This is a genomic window from Methylobacterium nodulans ORS 2060, from assembly GCF_000022085.1.
Lineage (GTDB): Bacteria > Pseudomonadota > Alphaproteobacteria > Rhizobiales > Beijerinckiaceae > Methylobacterium > Methylobacterium nodulans.
On sequence record NC_011894.1, the window covers coordinates 5227047 to 5245949 of the forward strand.

Here is an 18903-nt window from a genome sequence, read left to right on the forward strand (position 1 = left end):
GGAGACCTTGACCGATGTTGCGTGTTCTCACCCTCGTGGCGGCGCTCGCCGCCGCTCTTCCCGCCGCGGCCGCCGACCGCGTGCGCATCGGCGCCACGCCGGGCCCCCACGCCCAGATCCTGGAGGCAGTCAAACCGATCGCGGCCAAGCACGGCATCGACCTCCAGGTGCAGGAATTCTCCGACTACGTCATTCCCAACGAGGCGCTCGCGGCCGGCGAGCTGGAGGCCAACTCCTTCCAGCATCAGCCCTATCTCGACAACCAGAAGGCCGATCGCGGCTACAAGCTCGACAGCGTCGCCCAGACGGTGAATTTCCCGATGGGGATCTACTCGAAGCGATACAAGTCCTGGGATGCGGTGCCGGACGGCGCCACGATCGCGATCCAGAACGACCCGACCAATGGCGGGCGCTCGCTCCTGCTCCTGCAGGACAAGGGCGTGATCACCCTGAAGGAGGGCGTCGGCTTCAAGCCGAGCGTCGCCGACATCGTGAAGAACCCGAAGAAGCTGCGCTTCATCGAGGTCGACGCCGCCCAGACCCCGCGCTCCCTCGACGACGTGGATGCGGCGGCGGTCAACACCAACTACGCGGAGCCTGCCGGGCTCAAGCCCACCGACGCGATCCTGCGCGAGGAGCCGAAGGGCCCCTACGTGAACGTCATCGCGGTGCGCAGCGCCGACAAGGACAAGCCCTGGGTGAAGGCGCTGGTGGAATCCTACCGCTCGCCCGAGGTGAAGGACTTCGTGGAGAAGACCTTCAAGGGCGCGGTGCTGACGAGCTGGTAGCGGGCGACCATCCCGCGTCCCGCCGGTATCCCCCGCGGCCGGAGGGCACGAGCTTCCTGACTCGACACTGACGTGCGTGGAGGCCGCCAGGCTCCTCATGCAGAGGTCAAGCCGGCGCGGAGCAGAACTCCGCGCCGCGTAACGGATCCTTCGCAGACCGGATCACAGGGTCTCCGCCCTTCCTGGATTCTCCGCCCCTGCGCGCTCCCTCTTTCCGGGCCCGTTCGGGCCTGCACGACTGCAGCGCCAGCGGAAGGAGATCCGGGAAAGAGGGAGCGGACATCCTCGCCTGGGCCGACGCGGTCTCAATCGACCCTGAGGGGCGTGGAAGCGGTCTGCTTGCCGGACGCTACCGCTTTCTCGGCGATCGACCCTACCCGCCCCGGGCCAGGAACTGCCGCAGCCGCTCCGAGCGCGGCGAGCGGAACAGCGCGTCCGGCGCGCCCTCCTCCTCGATCCGGCCCTCGTGCAGGAAGACCACCCGGTGGGCGACCTCGCGGGCGAAGGCCATCTCATGGGTGACGATCAGCATCGTGCGCCCCTCTTCCGCGAGCGCCCGGATCACCCGCAGCACCTCCGCCACCCGCTCCGGATCGAGGGCCGAGGTCGGCTCGTCGAACAGCAGCACCTGCGGATGCATGGCGAGCGCCCGGGCGATCGCGGCCCGCTGCTGCTGCCCGCCCGAGAGATGGGCGGGGTAATGGTCTCGCTTCTCGGCGATGCCGACCTTGGCGAGGAGCGCCTCGGCCTCGGCGATGCAGTCCGCCTTCGGGCGGTGCTGGACGTGGACCGGCGCCTCGATGACGTTCTCCAGCACCGTGCGATGGGACCAGAGGTTGAAGCTCTGGAACACCATGCCGACCCGCGCGCGGAGCTGCTCCACCTGATGCCGGTCGGCCGGCACGCGCCCGCCGCGGCGAGCCCGCCAGGCGACCGTCTCGCCGCCGACCGTGATCTCGCCCGCCTCCGGCACCTCCAGGAGGTTGATGCAGCGCAGGAGCGTCGACTTGCCCGAGCCGGACGAGCCCAGGATCGCCACCACCTCGCCCTCCCGGGCGGAGAGCGAGACGCCGCGCAGCACCTCGTGGGTGCCGAAGCGCTTCGTCAGGTTGCGGACCGCGACGGCGTCGGAGCGGGGCGGAGCGGGAGCCAGCACGGGAAACTCCGAAAGGTCACGCGGCGCGCGGCGCAACCACCGGCCGCGCACGCAGGTCGGGCGAGAGCCATGCCTCCGCCAGCCGCACCAGGACGATGATGGCGCTCACGATCGCCAGATAGAAGGCGGCCGCGCAGAGGAAGATCTCCAGCGCCCGGAAGCTCTGGGCGATCAGCTTCTGGGCGATGCCGGTGAGTTCGAGGATGGTGATGGTCGAAGCGAGCGCGGTGGCCTTCACCACCGAGATGATCTCGTTGCCGTAGGCCGGCAGCGCCTGCCGGGCGGCGAGCGGCAGGGTCACGCGCCGCAGCAGCGTGAGCCGCGACATGCCGCAGGCGCGCCCGGCCAGGAGCGCCCCGTGCGGCACCGCCAGCACCCCACCGCGAAAAATCTCGGCCGTGTAGGCGCCGGTGTTCAGGCTGAGCGCCAGCAGGGCGCACCAATAGGGCTCGCGGAAGAACCACCACAGGCCGAGCGCCTGGAGGCCGTACCGGAACTGGCCGAGCCCGTAATAGATCAGGAAGAGCTGCACCAGGAGCGGCGTACCGCGGAACACGAAGATGTATCCGCGCGCGAGCAGGCCGAGGCCCGGAATCCCGGAGAGGCGTGCGGCCGCCGCGAGGGCCGCCAGGACCGCCCCGCAGGCGACGGAGCCCGCCGTGAGGCCGAGCGTCAGGGGCAGGCCGCGCGACAGCGCGACCAGGGTCTCGCCGAGGAAGTCCGGATCGATCACGGCAGCCCCCGTCGCGCATGGGCCTCCGCCCGGGAGAAACCCCAGGTCGAGAGCGTGGTGATGGCGAGGTAGAGGGCGGCGGCGGCGAGATAGAAGGTGAAGGGCTGGCGGGTCGAGCCCGCCCCGACCTGCGCCTGCCGCAGGAGCTCCACCAGCCCGGTCACCGAGACCAGGGCCGAATCCTTGAGGAGGATCTGCCAGACATTGCCGAGGCCGGGCAGGGCCGTGCGGGCGACGAGCGGCGTCACCACCCGCCGGAACAGGAGCGCGGGCGACATGCCGACGGCCCGCGCGGCCTCGATCTGCCCCCGGTCGAGGGCCAGATAGGCGCCGCGGAAGACCTCGGCCTGGTAGGCCCCCGAGATGATCCCCAGCGCCGCGACCCCGACCGCGAAGGGTGGCAGGCCGACGAAGCCCGAGGCGCCGAACAGGCCGGCAACGGAGCCGAGCGCGGCGCTGCCGCCGAAATACAGGAGATAGATCACGAGGAGATCCGGCACCCCGCGCAGCAGCGTGGTGTAGACATCCGCCGCCGCCCGCAGGGGCAGCAGGCCCGACAGCTTGGCCGAGGCGGCGAGCGCCCCGATCACCGCGCCGACCAGGAAGCCGCACAGCGCCAGCGCGAGCGTGGTGCCCGCTGCCAGCAGGAGGGCCGGGCCCCAACCGCCCGGCCCGAGGAGCGCGAGGGCGTCCACGCGGCCTCAGCCCTGGGGCGTCATGTCGACCTTGAACCACTTGATCGAGAGGGCCTTGAGCGTGCCGTCGGCGATGACCGAGCCGATGCCCTCGTCGAGGCGGGCCTTCAGCGCCGTCTCGCCCTTGCGCAGCCCCATCGCCACCCCCTGCCCGAGGATGCCGCCCCGGAAGCGCGGCCCGGCCAGCGCGATGCTCCCCTTGAATTCCGGCTTCTCGGCGGTGGCGCGCAGCACCGCGTCGTTGGCGAAGATCGCGTCGATGCGCCCGGCCGCAAGGTCGAGGTCATGCTGCTCGGTGGTCTTGTACTCGCGGATCTCGACCGTACCCTTGAGGTACTTGTCGAGGAAGGCGGCGTGGATGGTCGAGACCTGGACGCCCACGGCCATGCCCTTGAGGAGCGGCTTGATCTCGTCGATGGCCTTCACCGCCTGCGCCTCGTCGGCGGTCAGGCTGAGCTTCCGGTCGGCGAGGGGGAGCCTGGCGAGCGGCCCGTTGCGGTCGACGGCGAGCCCCGAGAAGTCGCTGCTATAGGGGCGCGTGAAGTCGATCACCTTGAGGCGCGCATCCGTGATGGTCATGCCCGACATGATCGCGTCGAACTTCTTCGCCTGCAGGCCCGGCACTACCCCGTCCCAGTCCTGCACCACGAATTCGCAGGTGAGCTTGGCGCGCCTGCAGACCTCCCGGGCGAGCTCGATCTCGTAGCCGTCGAGGCTGCCGTCCGGCTTGGTGAAGTTGTAGGGCGCGTAGGCTCCCTCGGTGGCGATGCGCACCACGGGCGGGACCGCTTCCTCTGCGGCGGCCGGACCCGCTGCTCCGATCGCGACGAGCGCGAGGGCGGCGAACGCGACGAGCGGCCGGAGCATCGGAGGGGTGGAGAATCCTGGCATGGGTCGATCCCGTGGCTGTCCGCGTTGGGGCGCTGCAATGAACCCGCGGACGGCCCCGCTCCGCAAGCCCCGCATCGCACGCGTCCCCGCGATGCCAGCCCCGTGCCAGCGGAGGTTTGCACCGGCCCGTCCGGCCTGCTATCGGGCGGCGCGGCCCTTAAGCCTCGGGCCGGAGGGGAGCCAGCCATGGGAGCACGGCGCGGGGAAGCGCGACGACGGCCGCAATGAGGCCATCCGTCCGTCCTTCCCATCGCGAGGCCATCCCGTGAGCTCTCTCCCCCTCGTCATCTGCCCCGAACGCGTGGGCGATTCCGACGCGATCGATCGCCTGCACGAGCGGGCCTTCGGCCCCGGCCGCTTTGCGCGCACCGCCTACCGGCTGCGCGAGGGCGTGGCGCATCTGCCCGACCTCTCCTTCACGGCCCTCGTCGGCACGCTGCTCGTCGGCTCGGTCCGGGTCTCGCCGGTCCGGATCGGCGGCACGCCGGCCCTGATGCTCGGTCCGCTCACGGTCGACCCGGCCTTCGGCAGCCGCGGCATCGGCGCCGCGCTGATGACGGCATCGCTCGACGCCGCGCGGGACGGCGGGCACGGCCTCGTGCTGCTCGTCGGCGATGCGCCCTATTACGCCCGCTTCGGCTTCCGCCCGGTTCCGCCGCGGCGCCTCACGCTGCCGGGGCCGGTGGACCCGGCGCGGTTCCTGGTGCTGGAACTGCGCGAGGGGGCGCTGGAGGGCGTGACGGGGGCCATCGTCGGCGGGGCCTGACAGCCTCACGCCTGCCCCCGCCTCCCCTCCGCGAGCCACATGGCCACCACGGCGGCCGCCAGCAGCGCGAGGGCGACGAGGCCGAGCGCCAGCGGATAGACCGAGACGCCGCGCACCACCGCGCTGTCGCTCGGCCGGAAGCCGATCCACTCGGCGCCCGCGAGCCGTCCCGAGCGGGCGATCTGCAGCCGCGGCACGGTCACGCCGCCGCCGGCCTCGGCGAGGCGGCGCACGGAGCCGCCCGTCGCCTCGGCCACCGGGCGCAGGCGCTCGGTGTCGCTGAACACGTCGACGAGTTCGCGCGGATTGGCCGGTCCGACGCTGACGAAGCTGACGAGATTGCCCGACCGCAGCGTGTGCAGGCCGAGTTCGCCCGCCTCGAAGGTGGCGGCGAACAGGCCCGGCTTGTCGGGGCTTAAGGTGAGGCTCCGCGTGGCGCCGCTCGGCGCCGTCACGGTGACGGGCTCGGTGGTGTCGGCCATGGTCTGGCGCTCGACCCGGACCTCGCGGCCATGGCCCGTGGTGGCCGCGCGCAACGCCTCCTCCTCGAGCGCCGGCTCCTTCATCAGCCAGTGGCCGAGGCGCCGCAGCAGGTCGAGATGCGGGCCGCCCTCCTGATAGCCGCGCGCCCACAGCCAGGCATGGTCCGACAGGAGGAGCGCGACGCGCCCCTTCTCCTCGCGCGAGAGGGCGAGCAGCGGCAGCGCGTCGGCGCCCGCCATGATCGGCGTGATGCCGGGACGCACCTCGGCCCCGATCAGCCGCAGCCAGTCGCCCCAGGCCGGCGGGCTCGCCTCGGAGCCCGGCAGGTCGCGCGTGACCGGGTGACGCTGGCCGCTGCCGGTGAGCGCCGCCTTGAAGGGCCGCTCGACCACCCGGCCGTTCGGCTCGCCCGGCAGGATCGCGGCGAGCCGCGTGCGCGCGAGGCTGGCGGCCGAGGCGAATTCCGGTCCCGCCGCGATCAGCAGCGCCCCGCCCTCGCGCACGTAGCGCACGATGTTGTCGAAGTAGCTCGACGGCAGCACGCTCTGGTTGGCGTAGCGGTCGAAGATGATCAGGTCGAAGTCCTTGATCTTCTGCTGGAACAGCTCGCGGGTCGGGAAGGCGATGAGCGAGAGTTCCGAGATCGGGGTACCGTCCTGCTTCTCGGGCGGGCGCAGGATGGTGAAGTGGACGAGATCGACATTGGCGTCGGACTTGAGCAGGTTGCGCCAGGTGCGCTCGCCCGCATGCGGCTCGCCGGAGACGAGCAGGACGCGCAGCTTCTCGCGGATGCCCTCGATCGGCAGCACGGCGCGGTTGTTGGCCGTGGTCAGCTCGCCCGGCAGCGCCTCGGCCTCGATCTCGACCACGTTCGGCCCGCCATGCTCGATGCGCAGCGTCAGGGTGAAGGGCCGGCCGGTGCGCACGGACTGGCGCACCACCTCCTCGCCGTCGCGGCGCACGGTCACCACGGCCGAGCCGGTGCCGCCGCGCTCCATCACCTCGGCGCGGATGGTCTGCTCGCGCCCGACGATGCCGAAGCGGGGCGCCTCGATGAGACGGATCTGCCGGTCGCGCTCGTCCGGCCGGCCGGTGACGAGAATGTGCAGCGGCGCCTTGAAGCCGAGCGCCGCCGCGTTGGCCGGGATGTCGTGAACGACGCCGTCCGTGACCATGACGACGCCCGCGAGACGGTCCGGCGGCACGTCGGCCAGCGCGTTCGACAGGGCGGTGAAGAGCTTGGTGCCCTCGTCGCTGCCGGCCTCCGGCACCTCGATGAAGCGGGGCTCGACCTCCGTCAGCCCGCCGAAGCGCCGCTGCAGCTCGGCCTTCACCTGGTCGGTCATGGCCGGCCGGTCGCCGAGCATCTGCGAGCCCGAGCGGTCGATGATCACGGCCGCGATGTCCTTGACCGGCTCGCGCTCCTCCTGGACGAGAGAGGGATTCGCGAGCGCCGCGAGCACCAGGGCGAGGACGAGCACGCGCAGCAGCGCCACCGGCCCGCGCGCCAGATAGGCCAGCACGCCGAGCACGGCCGCCAGCGCGAGCAATCCCCACAGGACCGGGACCGGGACGAGGGGTGAGAAGCTCAGGCTCAGCATCGGTGGTCCTCGGGTCCGCCGCGTCGGGTCGGGGCCGGCTCCCGCGTCCCTCTCAGAATGAAACGCGGGACGGAGGCCCCCTCTCCCGTGCGGGAGAGGGGTTCCCCGCGCAGTCTCGTCTCGGAAGCGGCATCCGGAACCCGATCAATTCCGTCCTCACTGCCCCAGCCGCTCCAGCAGGGCCGGGACGTGGACCTGATCGGCCTTGTAGTTGCCGGTGAGCACGTACATCACGAGGTTGACGCCGCCGCGGAAGGCCATCTCGCGCTGGCGCGGATCGCCACCGACCACCGGGTAGAGCGCCTCGCCGCGCCGGCCCACCGCCCAGGCGGAGGCGAGGTCGTTGCCCGTGATCACGATCGGCGAGACGCCGTCGCCCGCCCGGGCCGGGCGGCGCTCGGCCCCGTCGCCGGCCGGCGGCAGGGCCTCGACCCAGGTCTGGCCGTTGGCGTAGCGGCCCGGGAAGCCGTCGACGAGATAAAAGGCCTTGGTGAGCACGTGGTCCCGCGGCACCGGCTCCAATTCGGGCACCTCCAGGGTCGCGAGCATGCGCTGGAGATAGAGCCCCTCGGCGGTCGGCGGACCGCCGGAGCGGGCCGTCATGGCGTCGCGGGTGTCGAAGATCACGGTGCCGCCGTTCTTCATGAAGGCGTCGATGCGCCGGATCGCCTGTGCGCTCGGCTGCGGACGGCTCGGCACGATCGGCCAGTAGATCAGCGGATAGAAGGCGAGCTCGTCCTTGGCCGGGTCGATCCCGGCCGGCTCGCCGGGTTCGAGGGCGGTGCGGCTCGACAGCATCTGGGTGAGGCCCGTGAGCCCGGCGCGGCTGGTCTCGTCGACCGTGGCATCACCGGTGACCACGTAGGCGATGCGGGTGACGAGGGCGGATTCGAACCCGTTCGGCCGGTTGGCCTGGGGCTCGGCGGCCCGGACCGGCTCGGGGGCGCCGAGGACGAGAAGACCCGGCAGGAGCAGGGACACGGCCGCCGGACGCCGCCAGCGGGCCGCCATCAGGCCGAGGAAGCCGCCGAGCCAGAGGGTCGCCAGGGTGTCGAGCGCAAGGAGGCCGAGCGCGAGCAGGAACAGAGGCCCGCGCAGGTCGCGCCTCTGTTCCTGCCCGAGACTGCCGAACCGGGCGGCCTGGAGGGGGGCGAAGTCGAGAGGCCGCAGGCGGTCGTCGGGCCTGAGCGCGTTCACCGCGAGCCCGCCATCGGCCGGGCCGTAGAAGCCCGGCGGGTGCTCGGCGGTGGCGCGGTCGGTATAGGTCGCCGGGATCGCCCGCGCGGTGGCGGGCGGCGGGCTCAGCGCGCCGAACCCGTCGAGCGCCAAGCGCGGGGCGAGCACCGGCGGCGGCCCGGCCTGGGGCCCGCCCTCGACCGGCCGAGCGGTGCCGGCGAGCGCCACCGTCCGGCGCAGCATGTCGAGGAATAGCCCCGACAGCGGCAGGTTCGACCATGTCGTGTCGGCGGTGACGTGGACGAGAACCACCAGCCCCTCCCCGCGCTTGGCCGCGGTGACGATCGGGGTGCCGTCCTGCAGCGCCGCCCAGGTCTTGCGGGCGAGATCGCCGTCCGGCTCGGCCAGGATCTGCCGCCGCACCCCGATATCGGCCGGGGGCTTCAGGCCCGCGAAGGGGCTCTCGGGCGCGAAGGGGGCCAGCGTCTTCGGGCTGTCCCAGGACAGGGCCCCGCCGAGCACCCGGCCGCCCCGGCGCAGGCGCACGGGAACGAGGTCGTCGCTGCCCGCGGCGAGCCGCGGACCGGCGAAGCGCAGGAGCAGCCCGCCCGCCTCGACGAAGCCCGCGACGCGCTCCTGCGTTGGCGGATCGAGCGCGCCGACATCGGCGAGCACCAGCACGGAGACTTGGCTGTCGAGCATCTGGCCGATGGATTCGGCGACGCCCTTGCCGCCGCGGGGCTCCTGCACGTCGGCGAAGGGCGAGAGCGCGCGGGAGAGATAGTAGATCGGCGACAGGAGCGGCTGGGCCTGATCGGCCGTGCCGCCGAAGACGAGGCCGACGCGGCGGCGGCGCCCGCGCTCGTCGGCGAGCGTGACGGCACCCGCCGAGCGCTCGCCGGCGATCTCGAAGCGGGCGATGGCGTTGCGGATCTCGACCGGCAGATCGAAGCCGGTCTCGGCCTCGGTGGCGCCGCTCGCAAAGCCGAAGGGGCCCTCCGCCAGGGGCAGGCCCTTCGCGTCGAGGGCCCGCACGGTTCCGGAATCGCGGCCGTTCGGCTCGGCCCGCAGGACCCGCACGCCGATGCGGCCGCCGGAGCCCTCGGGGCCGGAGAGCGCGAGCGCGGGAGCACGGTCGCCCTTCAGCACGGTGAGGGAGGCGGAGGTCCTGGCCGCGGCCTCCGCGAGACCCGCCGGGAAACGGCCCTCGTCGACCCCCGCGACGCCGTCGCTGATCCACACCACGGCACTGCCCGGATCGCGCTCCAGGAAGGCCGCGAGCGCGGGCAGGTGCGCGTCGCGCGCGGCGAGGTGCGGCTGGGGCTGGATCGCCCGCAGGCGCTCCAGGGCCGGCCCGGGCCCGGTCGCCTCCAGGCCCGCCGGCGCGGAGGCGGTGGCGAGGATCGCGACGGGTCGGCCGGCCCGGGATGCCGCCTCCACCTCGTCGGTGGCGACCCGGACGCGGTCGCGCCAGTCCTGGGCGGCGGTGGCGCCGTTGTCGAGGACGAGGACCAGGGGCGAGCGCCCGTCGCCGATGCTCGTGGCGGCCGGGTTCCAGACCGGGCCGGCCACCGCCAGGATCAGGAAGGCGGCGGCGGCGAGCCGCAGGATCAGCAGCCAGGGCGGCGTGCGGGCCGGCGTCTCGCGCTCCGGCAGAAGATCGGCGAGGATGCGCAGCGGCGGAAAGTCGATGCGGCGCGGGCGCGGCGGCGTCACCCGCAGCAGGTACCAGAGAGCCGGCAGCGCCAGCAACGCGGCGAGGGCGAGCGGCGCGGCGAAGCTGACGGGAAGTCCGAACATCGGGGTCGCGTCTCCCTCAACCCGCGCCGCGCGCGGCGACGAGCGTCACGAGACGCAGGGCCACCTCGCTCGCCGGCCGGTCGGTGCGGTGCAGGCTGACGGTCCAGCCGTGACCGCGGGCAACCTCCGCCAACGCGTCCCGATGCGCTTGGATCCGCGTGCGGTAGGCGCTGCCCCAGGCCGCCGCGTCGCCGACTCGCAGGGACAGCCCGGCCTCCAGGTCGTGCAGCTCGGCCTCGCCCGCGAAGGGGAAGGTCTCCTCCACCGGATCGACGATGACGACGAGGTGCCCGCGCCCGCCCGCCCCCGCGATGCCGGCCACCGCCGCACGGACCTCGTCCACCGGCGTCAGGAAATCGCCGATCAGGATCACCTCGTCGAAGCGGGCGACCGGCGCGCGCGGCGGCAGGTCCTCGTCGAGGCCGGACGCGTCCGCCACCAGCGCCTCGGCGACGCGCTCCACGATGGTCCGCGAGGCCTGCGGCCGCGCCAGGCCGAGGAGCCCCACCCGCTCGCCCGCCTCCACGAAGGTGTCCGCAAGGGCAAGGCCCAGCACCAGGGCGCGCTCCACCTTCGGGGCCTGCGCCAGCGACGAGGCGAAGCCCATCGAGGCGGAGCGGTCGATCCACAGCCAGACCGTATGGGCCGCCTCCCATTCGCGTTCGCGAACGTAGAGCCGCTCGTCGCGGGCCGAGCGGCGCCAGTCGATCCGGCTCGCCGCCTCGCCGGCCACGAAGGGCCGGAATTGCCAGAAGCTCTCGCCGGGCCCCGCCCGCCGCCGTCCATGCAGGCCGTGCGAGAGCGTGGAGGCGACGCGGCGCGCCTCCAGGATCAGGCGCGGCATCCGCTCGGCGAGCGCGAGGCCGCTCTCGGCTTCCCGCCGCCCCGGGGCGCGGCCGGGCGCGTCGAGGACGCGGGTCGAGACCATGTGGTGCTCTAAAGGCGGGAGGCGAGCCGGCCGACGAGGCCGGTGATGGTCTCGCCATCCGCGCGGGCCGCGAAGGTGAGGGCCATGCGGTGCTTGAGGACCGGCTCGGCCAGGGCCGCCACGTCGTCGATGGAGGGGGCGACCCGGCCCTCGATCAGCGCGCGGGCGCGCACCGCCAGCATCAGGGCCTGGCTCGCGCGCGGCCCCGGGCCCCAGAGGAGCTTCGGCGCCACGGCCGCGTCGCCTCCGTCGGGCCGCGCGGCACGCACGAGGTCGAGGATCGCGTCCACCACCCGGTCGCCGACGGGCAGGCGTCGCACCAGCCGCTGGGCGGCGAGCAGCGCCTCGGTCGTCATCACGGGCTCGGCCCGGTGCTCCTCGGCGCCGGTGGTCTCGATGAGGATGCGCCGCTCGGCGGCCCGGTCCGGATAGCCGACGTCGATCTCGAGGAGGAAGCGGTCGAGCTGGGCCTCGGGCAACGGGTAGGTGCCCTCCTGCTCGATCGGGTTCTGGGTGGCGAGCACGTGGAAGGGCCGCGGCAGGTCGTGCCGGTCGCCCGCCACCGAGACGAAGTGCTCCTGCATCGCCTGCAGCAGGGCCGATTGCGTGCGCGGGCTCGCGCGGTTGATCTCGTCGGCCATCAGCAGCTGGGTGAAGACCGGGCCGCGCACGAAGCGGAAGGTGCGGTGCCCGTCCTGATCCTCGTCGAGGATCTCGGTGCCGAGGATGTCGGAGGGCATCAGGTCGGGAGTGAACTGCACCCGGCGGGCATCGAGGCCGAGCACGGTGCCGAGCGTCTCCACGAGCTTGGTCTTGGCGAGACCGGGCAGGCCGACGAGGAGCCCGTGGCCGCCCGCCAGGAGCGTCACCAGGGCGAGATCGACCACCGTCTCCTGGCCGAAGATCACCTGCTGGATCGCCTCGCGCGCCTTCCCGACCGAGGCGAGGCAGGCTTCCGCAGCGGCCACGATGCCGTCGTCGAGGGAGGTCGCGGTGGCCGGCGCGCTGCCGTGGGTCATGCGGGGATCCTCTGCTCGCGGTGGTTTCGGATCCGCCCCGATCCGCACCAGACCCGGGAGTGTGGGACCCTTCCCCCCCGCGTGGCAAGGTTGGCGAGACGACGCAGGGTTGCTCCGCCGTCGTCCTTTCAGGCAGAGCGTGGCGGTCCGCGGCGCGGGCCCGGCGGATGCGCCGTTGCGGAGGGCCGCCCGGCTCGCTACTCGCCGGCGCATGAGCGAACTCGATCCCGCCGCCGGCTGGCATCCCTTCACGGATCCCGGCTTCGTCGATCTCGTCGGCCCGATCTTCGTCCGCGAGGGCGACGGCCCGGCTGCCTATGCGTTCCGGGCGGAGCCCAAGCACGCCAACCTCATCGGCGTCGTGCAGGGCGGCATGCTGATGACCTTCGCCGACCGGGCGCTCGGCGTCACCGCCATGGCGGCGGCGGATGGCGCGAACTGCGTCACGGTGCAGTTCGAGATGCAGTTCATCGCCGCCGTGCGGATGGGCGAGGTGGTGACGCTGGCGCCGCAGGTGGTGCAGCGCACCGGCACGCTCGTCTTCCTGCGCGGCGACCTGATGAGCGGCGGCCGGGTTGCGGCGAGCTGCACCGGCGTGTGGAAGATCCTGCGGCGGCGCCCGGAGGTGCCGGCATGATGCCGTTCAAAACCGCCGCGTCTCACCTATCTTGGCACGCATGACGCACGTACCGTCCGGACCCCTCGACCGCCTCGCCGCCGCCCTCGGGGCGGAGGGCAACCGGCGCGGCCCGCCGCCGGTCGAGCGCTGGAACCCCGCCTATTGCGGCGAGATCCCGATGCGGATCGCCGCGGACGGGACGTGGCACTACAACGGCAGCCCGATCGGCCGGCCGGCGCTGGTGCGCCTGTTCGCCTCGATCCTGCGGCGCGATCCCGACGGGCGCATCGTGCTCGTCACCCCGGCGGAGCGGGTCGGCATCGAGGTCGAGGACGCACCGTTCCTCGCGGTCGAGATGGCGGTGGAGGGTGAGGGCGACGGACGCGCGCTCGCCTTCCGCACCAACATGGACGACGTCGTGCCGGTGGATGAAGACCACCCCTTGCGCTTCGAGCGCGACGCCGCGGGCGGCTTCAAGCCCTACCTGCATGTCCGCCACGGGCTCTGGGCCCTGGTGACCCGTTCGCTGGTCTACGATCTCGTGGATCTCTGTGAGGAGCGCATGGTCGCTGGCACGCGCTGGTTCGGACTCGCGGCGGGCGGGCGCTTCCACCGCATCCTCCCGGCCGCGGATCTGTCGTGACGGCGGCCGTCTCGCCACAGCCCTCTGCCGTCGAGGCCTTCCTGGCGCGGGCGGCGGCGGGGTTGCGCCCGGACCCGCCGGGACCGCTCGACCCGACCTCGAACCCGCGCGGCGACCACGACCTCGAACCCGACGTGCTCGGCGCAGCGCTCGCGCATCCGCCGCGGCTCGCGGCGGTGCTGGTGCCGGTCCTGGCGAGGCCCGAGGCGGTGACCGTGCTGTTCACCCAGCGCGCCGCCCATCTGCGCGAGCATTCCGGCCAGATCGCCTTCCCGGGCGGCAAGATCGATCCCGCCGACCCCTCCCCGCTCGCCGCCGCCCTGCGGGAGGCCGAGGAGGAGATCGGCCTCGACCGGTCGCATGTGCGCCCGCTCGGCTATCTCGACCCGTACCTGTCGGGCACCGGCTTCCTGGTGACGCCCGTGGTCGGCCTCGTCGATCCGGCGGCGCCGCTCTCTCTCAACCCCAACGAGGTGGCGGACGCCTTCGAGGTGCCGCTGGCCTTCCTGCTCGACCTCGCCAACCACGCCCTGCACAGCCGGGAATGGCGCGGGCGCCGGCGCCGCTACTACGCGATCCCGTTCGGCGAGCGCTATATCTGGGGCGTCACGGCCGGGATCGTGCGCAACCTCTCCGACCGCCTCTCCCAGGCCGCCCCGCGATGATCCGCGCCGTCATCGACGACCTGATCCTGTTCTTCCTGCCCTTCGCGCTGTTCGCGCTCTACCTCGTGCTGCGGCAGCGCAGCCCGTTCCGGTGGATCCACTGGAGCGATCAGGCGCTGCGGCTCGCGATCGCGGGCGGCCTCCTCGTCGTCGCCTCGCTCATGGCCGCCGGCCTGTTGGCCGAGCGGCACGGCCAGGGCTTCGTGCCGACGCATATCGAGAACGGCCGGGTCGTGCCGGGGCAGTTCCGATGACCGCAGGGCTCGACGAGGCCGGCCTCGCCGCGCTCCTCGCCCGCCCGCGCCTACGCCGGGTGCTGGCCGCCCTCGAGGCTCCCGGCGAGGAGACGCGGCTCGTCGGCGGGGCGGTGCGGGACGCGCTGCTCGGCCGCCGCGTCGCGGATGTCGACCTCGCCACGACGCTGCTGCCGGAGGAGGTGGTGCGACTGGCTGCGAAGGCCGGCCTCAAGCCGGTGCCGACCGGGATCGATCACGGCACCGTCACGGTCGTTGCCGAGGGCGAGCCCTTCGAGGTCACGACTCTGCGCGAGGATATCGAGACGGATGGCCGTCATGCGGTGGTGCGCTTCGGCCGCGACTTCGCGCGGGATGCCGAACGGCGCGACTTCACCATCAATGCCCTGTCGGCGGATCCGGCGGGCCGTCTCCACGACACGGTCGGCGGAGCCGCGGATCTCGCGTCCGGGCGGGTGCGCTTCATCGGCGCGGCCGCGCAGCGCATCCGCGAGGATTACCTGCGGGTGCTGCGCTTCTTCCGCTTCCACGCGCGCTACGGGCGCGGGGCCCTGGATCCGGAAGGGCTGGCCGCCTCGATCGCCGCGCGCGAGGGCCTCGCCACCCTGTCGCGCGAGCGCGTGCGGGTCGAGCTCTTGAAGCTCCTTGCTGCGCCCGGCGCCGCGCAGGCCACCGCGATCCTCTCGGGGACCGGGCTCCTGCAGCGGCTCATCGGCGGGATCGGCGATCTCGGCCGCCTCGCCCGCCTGGCCGCGAGCGAGGCGGTGCCGGATCCCCTGCGCCGCCTCGCCGCCCTCGCCGTTCTGTCGGGCCCCGATGCCGATCGCCTGCGCGACGCCCTGCGCTTGTCCAAGGCCGAGCATGCGCGTCTCGCGGCCTATGCGGAGGCCTCCGCCGCCCTGCACGGGGCGCAGGCGCCCGTCGATGTCGCGGAGATCCGCCGGCGGGTGGCGCTGTCCGGGGTTCAGGCGGTGTCGGACGCCATCCTCGTGCTCACGGGCGAGCCGACTCCCGTCCTCACCGAGGAGGCCGCGCGGGCGCTCGCCGCCTTCGCGTCCGGGGCCGAGCCGGTGCCCGCCTTACCCATCTCGGGGGCGCTTCTCGTCTCCCGCGGCGCGAAGCCCGGCCCCAGCCTCGGGCGCGCGCTCGCCGCCGCCCGCGCGGCGTGGCTCGATGCGGGCTGCCCGACCGATGCCGGCGCGCGCGAGCGCCTCGTGGCGATCGCCCTCGGAATCGAACCGGCGGCCTGACGGTCTCGGCCGACGCTCAGCCTACCCTCTCCTCCAGCCATGCCACCGCGAAGCGGCAGAGGGGCGCGGCCTCCACGAGCAGGGCGGGCGCCTCGCCGACGGATCCGTGCGCCCCCTGGCCGGTCGCGAGGAAATCGCGCACGAGGTCGGCGAAGTAATCGTCGGGCAGACCGGCCACGACCGGCGCTGCCGTGTCGAACTCCTCGATCATGCGCCAATGGACGCCCGCTTGCGTGGCGAAGGGCACCTCGCAGCGGCGCACGCGCTTGCCGGGAATACGGGCGAGATGCTCGGCATGGTGGAGGAGCGTCATCGTGTCGAGCGGGGCGCCCACCATCAGCACCTTGCCGTTCGCCTCCACGAGCTTCGCGAAGGGCGACCCCTCGCCGTAGCCGTAATCGAGCGGATGATCGGCGGTGAACCAGCGGGCCTGGGCACCGAGCGCCGCCACGGAGGCGCCCGGATTGCCGCTGCGCAGCGCGCCGGGCGTCGTGCGCAGGAATTCGGGCAGGATGCCGTTGTCGCGGATCGCCCGGGAGGCGGCCGGATCGAAGGGCGGCACGTGCTCCCGCCAGGCCGGCGGTACGCGGCCCTCGGCGTCGAGCAGGCCGTCATAGGCCGCGTCCCAGTCCGTATAGGCGAGGATCGTCCCGCCGGGGCCGACGGCATCGCGCAGCGCGCCGATGAGCGCGTCCGGCCCGTTCAGGAGCCGGCCCACCCGCCGCATCGCCGCATGCACCATGACGGCGTCGGACGCGCCCACGCCCAGGGCCGCGAGGTCGGCCCGCAGCGCGGCGCGGGTTCGGAAGGAGTGCGGGGATTCCGTCATGCCGGCATCGTCGCGCCCCGCGCGCGTAGGCCCGCCGATGCGGGCGCAACGCCGCGATCCTGACACGGCTCCGGCGCGCGCAGCGCCGGGGCTGCCGCCATCACGGCGCGGAGCAGCTCGGCCTGCCGCCGGGTGCCGGTCTTGTCGAACAGGCGCGCCAGATGGGTCCGCACCGTCGCGACGCCGATGCCGTAGATCTCCGCGATCTCGCTCAGCGTGAGATCCTGCACGAGCCCGTGCAGCACCCGCCATTCGCCCGGTGTCAGGCCGTAGAGCCGCACCAGCGCCTCGCTCGGCACCGCGCAGGGCCGCTCGGGATCCTGCACGAAGAGCGCGGCCACCGGCTTGCGCTCCGCATCCGGTCCGGCGCCGCAGACCGGGTCGCGCGGGGCCAGGATGGCGCTGCGCAGGGGCACGAGTTGCCCCACCAGCCCTCCCCGCGGCACGGCCTTGCGCCGCGACGGAAACGGCAAGGCCGGCCGCGGCCGGGCATCGTCGCCCGATCGGCAGACCGCCAGCGCAGCCTCCAGGGCGCCCTGAGACCGGGGCTCGGCGGTCGCGAGCGTGCCGGCCGGCATGCGCCGCAGAGCGTCGCCCTCGCGCAGGATCGCGTCCGCCGCGGCGTTGGTGCGCAGCACGCGGCCGGCTCCGTCGAGAAGGATCACGCCCGCGCTGAGGGCGTCCATCGCGGCGGTCAGGCATTCGGTCTCGCCGCTCCGCTCGGCGAGCAGGCGCCCCGTCTCGACCGCCCGGCGCAGATGGGGCAGCAGGAGCATCATCAGCTCCCGCGCCTCCGTCGAAGCGGGACGGTCGAAGGAGACGGACAGGCTCCCGCAGCCGGCCGGCGACTTCGTGAGGATGCCGGCGATCAGGTCCTCGATCCGCTGCGGACGGCACCATTCCTTGTAGAAGACCGTGTCCCGGAACGCGTCGCGGTCGACGAGTTCCGACAGGGCAACGACGCTGCCGACCTGCGTGAACCACGTCGCCAGGGAGACGGGGCACAGGCCGACGAAGCGTTCGGCATAGAGGGACTGCTGCTCCGGCGAGAGGCCGACCCCGACGGCGATGCAACCATTGCGGCCCGCGGGGTCCTGCATGCCGATCCAGCCCGCCAGCGCGCCGAGCGCCTCGACGAGCCGTGCCAAGGTGTCGGGCCACAGGTCGGGATCCTGTCCGCAATCGTAGATGCGGCCCACCAGATCGGAGAAAGCGCCCTGCGTCAGCGGCATGAATGGGCCCCCCGGAGGATGCCTCCCGGCGGGCGGGCCGTCCCACCCCGGGAGACGGTCCGGCCCGTCTGGAGAACGGCCGATCGCCCCGATCGGCCGGTACCGATTTGGTATTTTTTTGGGCTTCTCGGCAAGATCGTGTCAGGATGGCCCAAGGAGCGTCGCAGCCGAGACGTGCGTTTCCGCACCTGATCATTGGCCGCGGGCTCTCTCGGCAAGAGCATTCGGCAAGAGCATAGAGAGATCGGATATGATATGATGTCGACCGCGTACACTCGCGTGAACTTGCCTGAGGCAGAAGAGCGGCCATCGGATGTAAGGACTGCTGCAAACACAACCGTCGGGCGTCTCGCCCGGTCTCGCGGCAGGGCTCGTCCGAACGGCGCCCCCGCATGGCCGCATCGGATCCGGCATGACGCTTGACGTCATGGCCTGCGATCCCACCTGCAATCGGTCTGCAGCAGAGCGGCGCCAGGAGCACGAACGGCCGATGTCCCATCCCCCCATCCCGCGCCGAACCTCCCTCGCGGTGGCGGCGGTGATGGCGCTCGCGGCTCTCGCCGCGCCGGCCCGCGCGCATGACCTGTGGCTGACGCTGAGCACGCCGGAGGCCGGCCCGCAGGTGCGGGTGAATTTCGGCTCTCCGCGGGAGCGGCTGACGCCGGCCAAGCCCAAGCTCGTGGCGCTTCAGGCGATCACGCCGGACGAGACGACGACCTTCGTGGCGGCGCTGCGCCCAAGCCCGCCGGACGTGCCGCCGGCCCTCGTGGCCCCCCTGCCCAGCAAGGCAAGCCGCACGCTCGTCGCCGCGACCTACGACAGCGGCTACTGGGTGACTCTGACGGACGGGAGCGGCCGCAACACCAGCCGCCGCCTCGTGCCGGACGCGACGGCCAGCCGCTGGTCGGTGCGATTCGCCAAGGCGGCGCTCGGGCCTGCGGCCCCCTGGCTGAAGGTGGTCGGACACGCGCTCGAGATCGTGCCGCTGGAGATTCCGGCGCCGACCGCGGGCGCGATCCGCGTGCGGGTGCTGTTCCGGGGCGAGCCGCTGGCGGGCGCCAGCGTGGTCTACGGTGAGAGTGGCGCCGACCTCGACCCGGGCCAGGCGCCGCAGGTCACGGCCGATGCGGAGGGCATCGCGACCGTCCCCATCCGCAAGGCCGGGGCGCAGCTTCTCACGGTCCGGCACGGCGTCAGCCCCTCGGCGACGCCGGACCTGGCCGACCGCGACGATTACAGCGCGACCTTCGCGTTCCGCCTCGATGAGGCTTCGGTGAACTGAGGCGCCGCAGCATTAAGTCAACGGCCTGATGCGTCAGCACCTGCTGCGTCAGCAGCCTGGGCCGTTGGCTGAGTTCACCACCGGCCGGGCCGA

At 73.2% G+C, this 18903-nt stretch carries 18 protein-coding genes; 8 read left to right on the forward strand and 10 right to left on the reverse strand.

The features are described 5' to 3' along the window. Nucleotides 1-14 precede the first annotated feature (14 nt). Entirely contained in the window at nucleotides 15-788 is a 774-nt protein-coding gene (locus MNOD_RS24375) for a MetQ/NlpA family ABC transporter substrate-binding protein (RefSeq protein ID WP_015931626.1), read from the forward strand. A 373-nt stretch (nucleotides 789-1161) separates the two neighbouring features. Here the strand turns inward: MNOD_RS24375 and MNOD_RS24380 are convergent, their stop codons facing one another. From MNOD_RS24380 to MNOD_RS24395, 4 genes are read right to left on the reverse strand one after another with little or no spacing between them, the layout of a single operon-like run. Then, nucleotides 1162-1944: an ABC transporter ATP-binding protein gene (locus MNOD_RS24380; protein WP_015931627.1), complete on the reverse strand. Its 783-nt coding sequence runs from the start codon at nucleotides 1942-1944 to the stop codon at nucleotides 1162-1164. Nucleotides 1945-1960: 16 nt separating this feature from the next. After that, nucleotides 1961-2677, reverse strand: a complete 717-nt coding sequence (locus MNOD_RS24385) for an ABC transporter permease (protein WP_015931628.1) — start codon at nucleotides 2675-2677, stop codon at nucleotides 1961-1963. Then, on the reverse strand, nucleotides 2674-3372 hold the full coding sequence (locus MNOD_RS24390) for an ABC transporter permease (RefSeq protein ID WP_015931629.1): 699 nt from the start codon (nucleotides 3370-3372) through the stop codon (nucleotides 2674-2676). The genes MNOD_RS24385 and MNOD_RS24390 overlap by 4 nt, the downstream gene beginning before the upstream one ends. A gap of 6 nt (nucleotides 3373-3378) precedes the next feature. Beyond that, on the reverse strand, nucleotides 3379-4263 hold the full coding sequence (locus tag MNOD_RS24395; RefSeq protein WP_015931630.1) for a transporter substrate-binding domain-containing protein: 885 nt from the start codon (nucleotides 4261-4263) through the stop codon (nucleotides 3379-3381). Nucleotides 4264-4528: 265 nt separating this feature from the next. Here MNOD_RS24395 and MNOD_RS24400 point away from each other — a divergent pair, with 265 nt between their 5' ends. Further along, nucleotides 4529-5029, forward strand: a complete 501-nt coding sequence (locus tag MNOD_RS24400) for a GNAT family N-acetyltransferase (RefSeq protein ID WP_015931631.1) — start codon at nucleotides 4529-4531, stop codon at nucleotides 5027-5029. A gap of 5 nt (nucleotides 5030-5034) precedes the next feature. Here the strand turns inward: MNOD_RS24400 and MNOD_RS24405 are convergent, their stop codons facing one another. The 4 genes from MNOD_RS24405 to MNOD_RS24420 all read right to left on the reverse strand — a co-directional run bounded on the left by MNOD_RS24405 (nucleotide 5035) and on the right by MNOD_RS24420 (nucleotide 12036). Beyond that, a complete protein-coding gene (locus MNOD_RS24405) occupies nucleotides 5035-7113 on the reverse strand; it encodes a membrane protein (protein WP_015931632.1) in 2079 nt (692 codons plus the stop codon). 156 nt (nucleotides 7114-7269) lie between these two features. Further along, complete coding sequence (locus MNOD_RS24410) at nucleotides 7270-10089, reverse strand: DUF4159 domain-containing protein (protein WP_015931633.1); 2820 nt, start codon at nucleotides 10087-10089, stop codon at nucleotides 7270-7272. Nucleotides 10090-10105: 16 nt separating this feature from the next. Further along, a complete protein-coding gene (locus MNOD_RS24415; RefSeq protein WP_015931634.1) occupies nucleotides 10106-11017 on the reverse strand; it encodes a DUF58 domain-containing protein in 912 nt (303 codons plus the stop codon). An 8-nt stretch (nucleotides 11018-11025) separates the two neighbouring features. After that, nucleotides 11026-12036: an AAA family ATPase gene (locus MNOD_RS24420; protein ID WP_015931635.1), complete on the reverse strand. Its 1011-nt coding sequence runs from the start codon at nucleotides 12034-12036 to the stop codon at nucleotides 11026-11028. 211 nt (nucleotides 12037-12247) lie between these two features. Here MNOD_RS24420 and MNOD_RS24425 point away from each other — a divergent pair, with 211 nt between their 5' ends. Genes MNOD_RS24425 through MNOD_RS24445 form a run of 5 tightly spaced genes read left to right on the forward strand, consistent with a single transcriptional unit; the run spans nucleotide 12248 to nucleotide 15467 of the window. After that, a complete protein-coding gene (locus MNOD_RS24425) occupies nucleotides 12248-12673 on the forward strand; it encodes a PaaI family thioesterase (RefSeq protein WP_015931636.1) in 426 nt (141 codons plus the stop codon). A 40-nt stretch (nucleotides 12674-12713) separates the two neighbouring features. Continuing rightward, nucleotides 12714-13298 carry a DUF1285 domain-containing protein gene (locus tag MNOD_RS24430; protein WP_015931637.1) on the forward strand — a complete coding sequence of 195 codons (585 nt, stop codon included), beginning with the start codon at nucleotides 12714-12716 and terminating at the stop codon, nucleotides 13296-13298. Further along, nucleotides 13295-13963 carry a CoA pyrophosphatase gene (locus MNOD_RS24435; RefSeq protein WP_015931638.1) on the forward strand — a complete coding sequence of 223 codons (669 nt, stop codon included), beginning with the start codon at nucleotides 13295-13297 and terminating at the stop codon, nucleotides 13961-13963. The genes MNOD_RS24430 and MNOD_RS24435 overlap by 4 nt, the downstream gene beginning before the upstream one ends. Further along, a complete protein-coding gene (locus MNOD_RS24440) occupies nucleotides 13960-14217 on the forward strand; it encodes a DUF6111 family protein (RefSeq protein WP_015931639.1) in 258 nt (85 codons plus the stop codon). Before MNOD_RS24435 ends, MNOD_RS24440 begins: the two co-directional genes overlap by 4 nt. Then, the gene (locus MNOD_RS24445) at nucleotides 14214-15467 is read left to right on the forward strand and encodes a CCA tRNA nucleotidyltransferase (RefSeq protein ID WP_015931640.1); all 1254 of its coding nucleotides are present in this window, start codon (nucleotides 14214-14216) and stop codon (nucleotides 15465-15467) included. Before MNOD_RS24440 ends, MNOD_RS24445 begins: the two co-directional genes overlap by 4 nt. A gap of 16 nt (nucleotides 15468-15483) precedes the next feature. Here MNOD_RS24445 and aac(3) read toward each other — a convergent pair whose 3' ends face one another. Further along, a complete protein-coding gene (gene aac(3), locus MNOD_RS24450; protein WP_015931641.1) occupies nucleotides 15484-16296 on the reverse strand; it encodes an aminoglycoside 3-N-acetyltransferase in 813 nt (270 codons plus the stop codon). Next, on the reverse strand, nucleotides 16293-17528 hold the full coding sequence (locus MNOD_RS24455) for a helix-turn-helix transcriptional regulator (protein WP_015931642.1): 1236 nt from the start codon (nucleotides 17526-17528) through the stop codon (nucleotides 16293-16295). The genes aac(3) and MNOD_RS24455 overlap by 4 nt, the downstream gene beginning before the upstream one ends. 490 nt (nucleotides 17529-18018) lie before the next feature. On the opposite strand from MNOD_RS24455, the gene MNOD_RS24460 reads away from it, so the two are divergent. Beyond that, on the forward strand, nucleotides 18019-18810 hold the full coding sequence (locus MNOD_RS24460; RefSeq protein ID WP_015931643.1) for a DUF4198 domain-containing protein: 792 nt from the start codon (nucleotides 18019-18021) through the stop codon (nucleotides 18808-18810). The last annotated feature ends 93 nt before the right edge of the window (nucleotides 18811-18903 follow it).

Excerpts from the sequence above, each read along its gene's own strand:
- MNOD_RS24375 (WP_015931626.1), top strand. The coding sequence starts at position 15 with ATGTTGCGTGTTCTCACCCTCGTGGCGGCGCTCGCCGCCGCTCTTCCC.
- MNOD_RS24395 (WP_015931630.1), bottom strand. The coding sequence starts at position 4,263 with ATGCCAGGATTCTCCACCCCTCCGATGCTCCGGCCGCTCGTCGCGTTC.
- MNOD_RS24405 (WP_015931632.1), bottom strand. The coding sequence starts at position 7,113 with ATGCTGAGCCTGAGCTTCTCACCCCTCGTCCCGGTCCCGGTCCTGTGG.
- MNOD_RS24410 (WP_015931633.1), bottom strand. The coding sequence starts at position 10,089 with ATGTTCGGACTTCCCGTCAGCTTCGCCGCGCCGCTCGCCCTCGCCGCG.
- MNOD_RS24415 (WP_015931634.1), bottom strand. The coding sequence starts at position 11,017 with ATGGTCTCGACCCGCGTCCTCGACGCGCCCGGCCGCGCCCCGGGGCGG.
- MNOD_RS24420 (WP_015931635.1), bottom strand. The coding sequence starts at position 12,036 with ATGACCCACGGCAGCGCGCCGGCCACCGCGACCTCCCTCGACGACGGC.
- MNOD_RS24425 (WP_015931636.1), top strand. The coding sequence starts at position 12,248 with ATGAGCGAACTCGATCCCGCCGCCGGCTGGCATCCCTTCACGGATCCC.
- MNOD_RS24430 (WP_015931637.1), top strand. The coding sequence starts at position 12,714 with ATGACGCACGTACCGTCCGGACCCCTCGACCGCCTCGCCGCCGCCCTC.
- MNOD_RS24440 (WP_015931639.1), top strand. The coding sequence starts at position 13,960 with ATGATCCGCGCCGTCATCGACGACCTGATCCTGTTCTTCCTGCCCTTC.
- MNOD_RS24445 (WP_015931640.1), top strand. The coding sequence starts at position 14,214 with ATGACCGCAGGGCTCGACGAGGCCGGCCTCGCCGCGCTCCTCGCCCGC.
- MNOD_RS24455 (WP_015931642.1), bottom strand. The coding sequence starts at position 17,528 with ATGCCGCTGACGCAGGGCGCTTTCTCCGATCTGGTGGGCCGCATCTAC.
- MNOD_RS24460 (WP_015931643.1), top strand. The coding sequence starts at position 18,019 with ATGTCCCATCCCCCCATCCCGCGCCGAACCTCCCTCGCGGTGGCGGCG.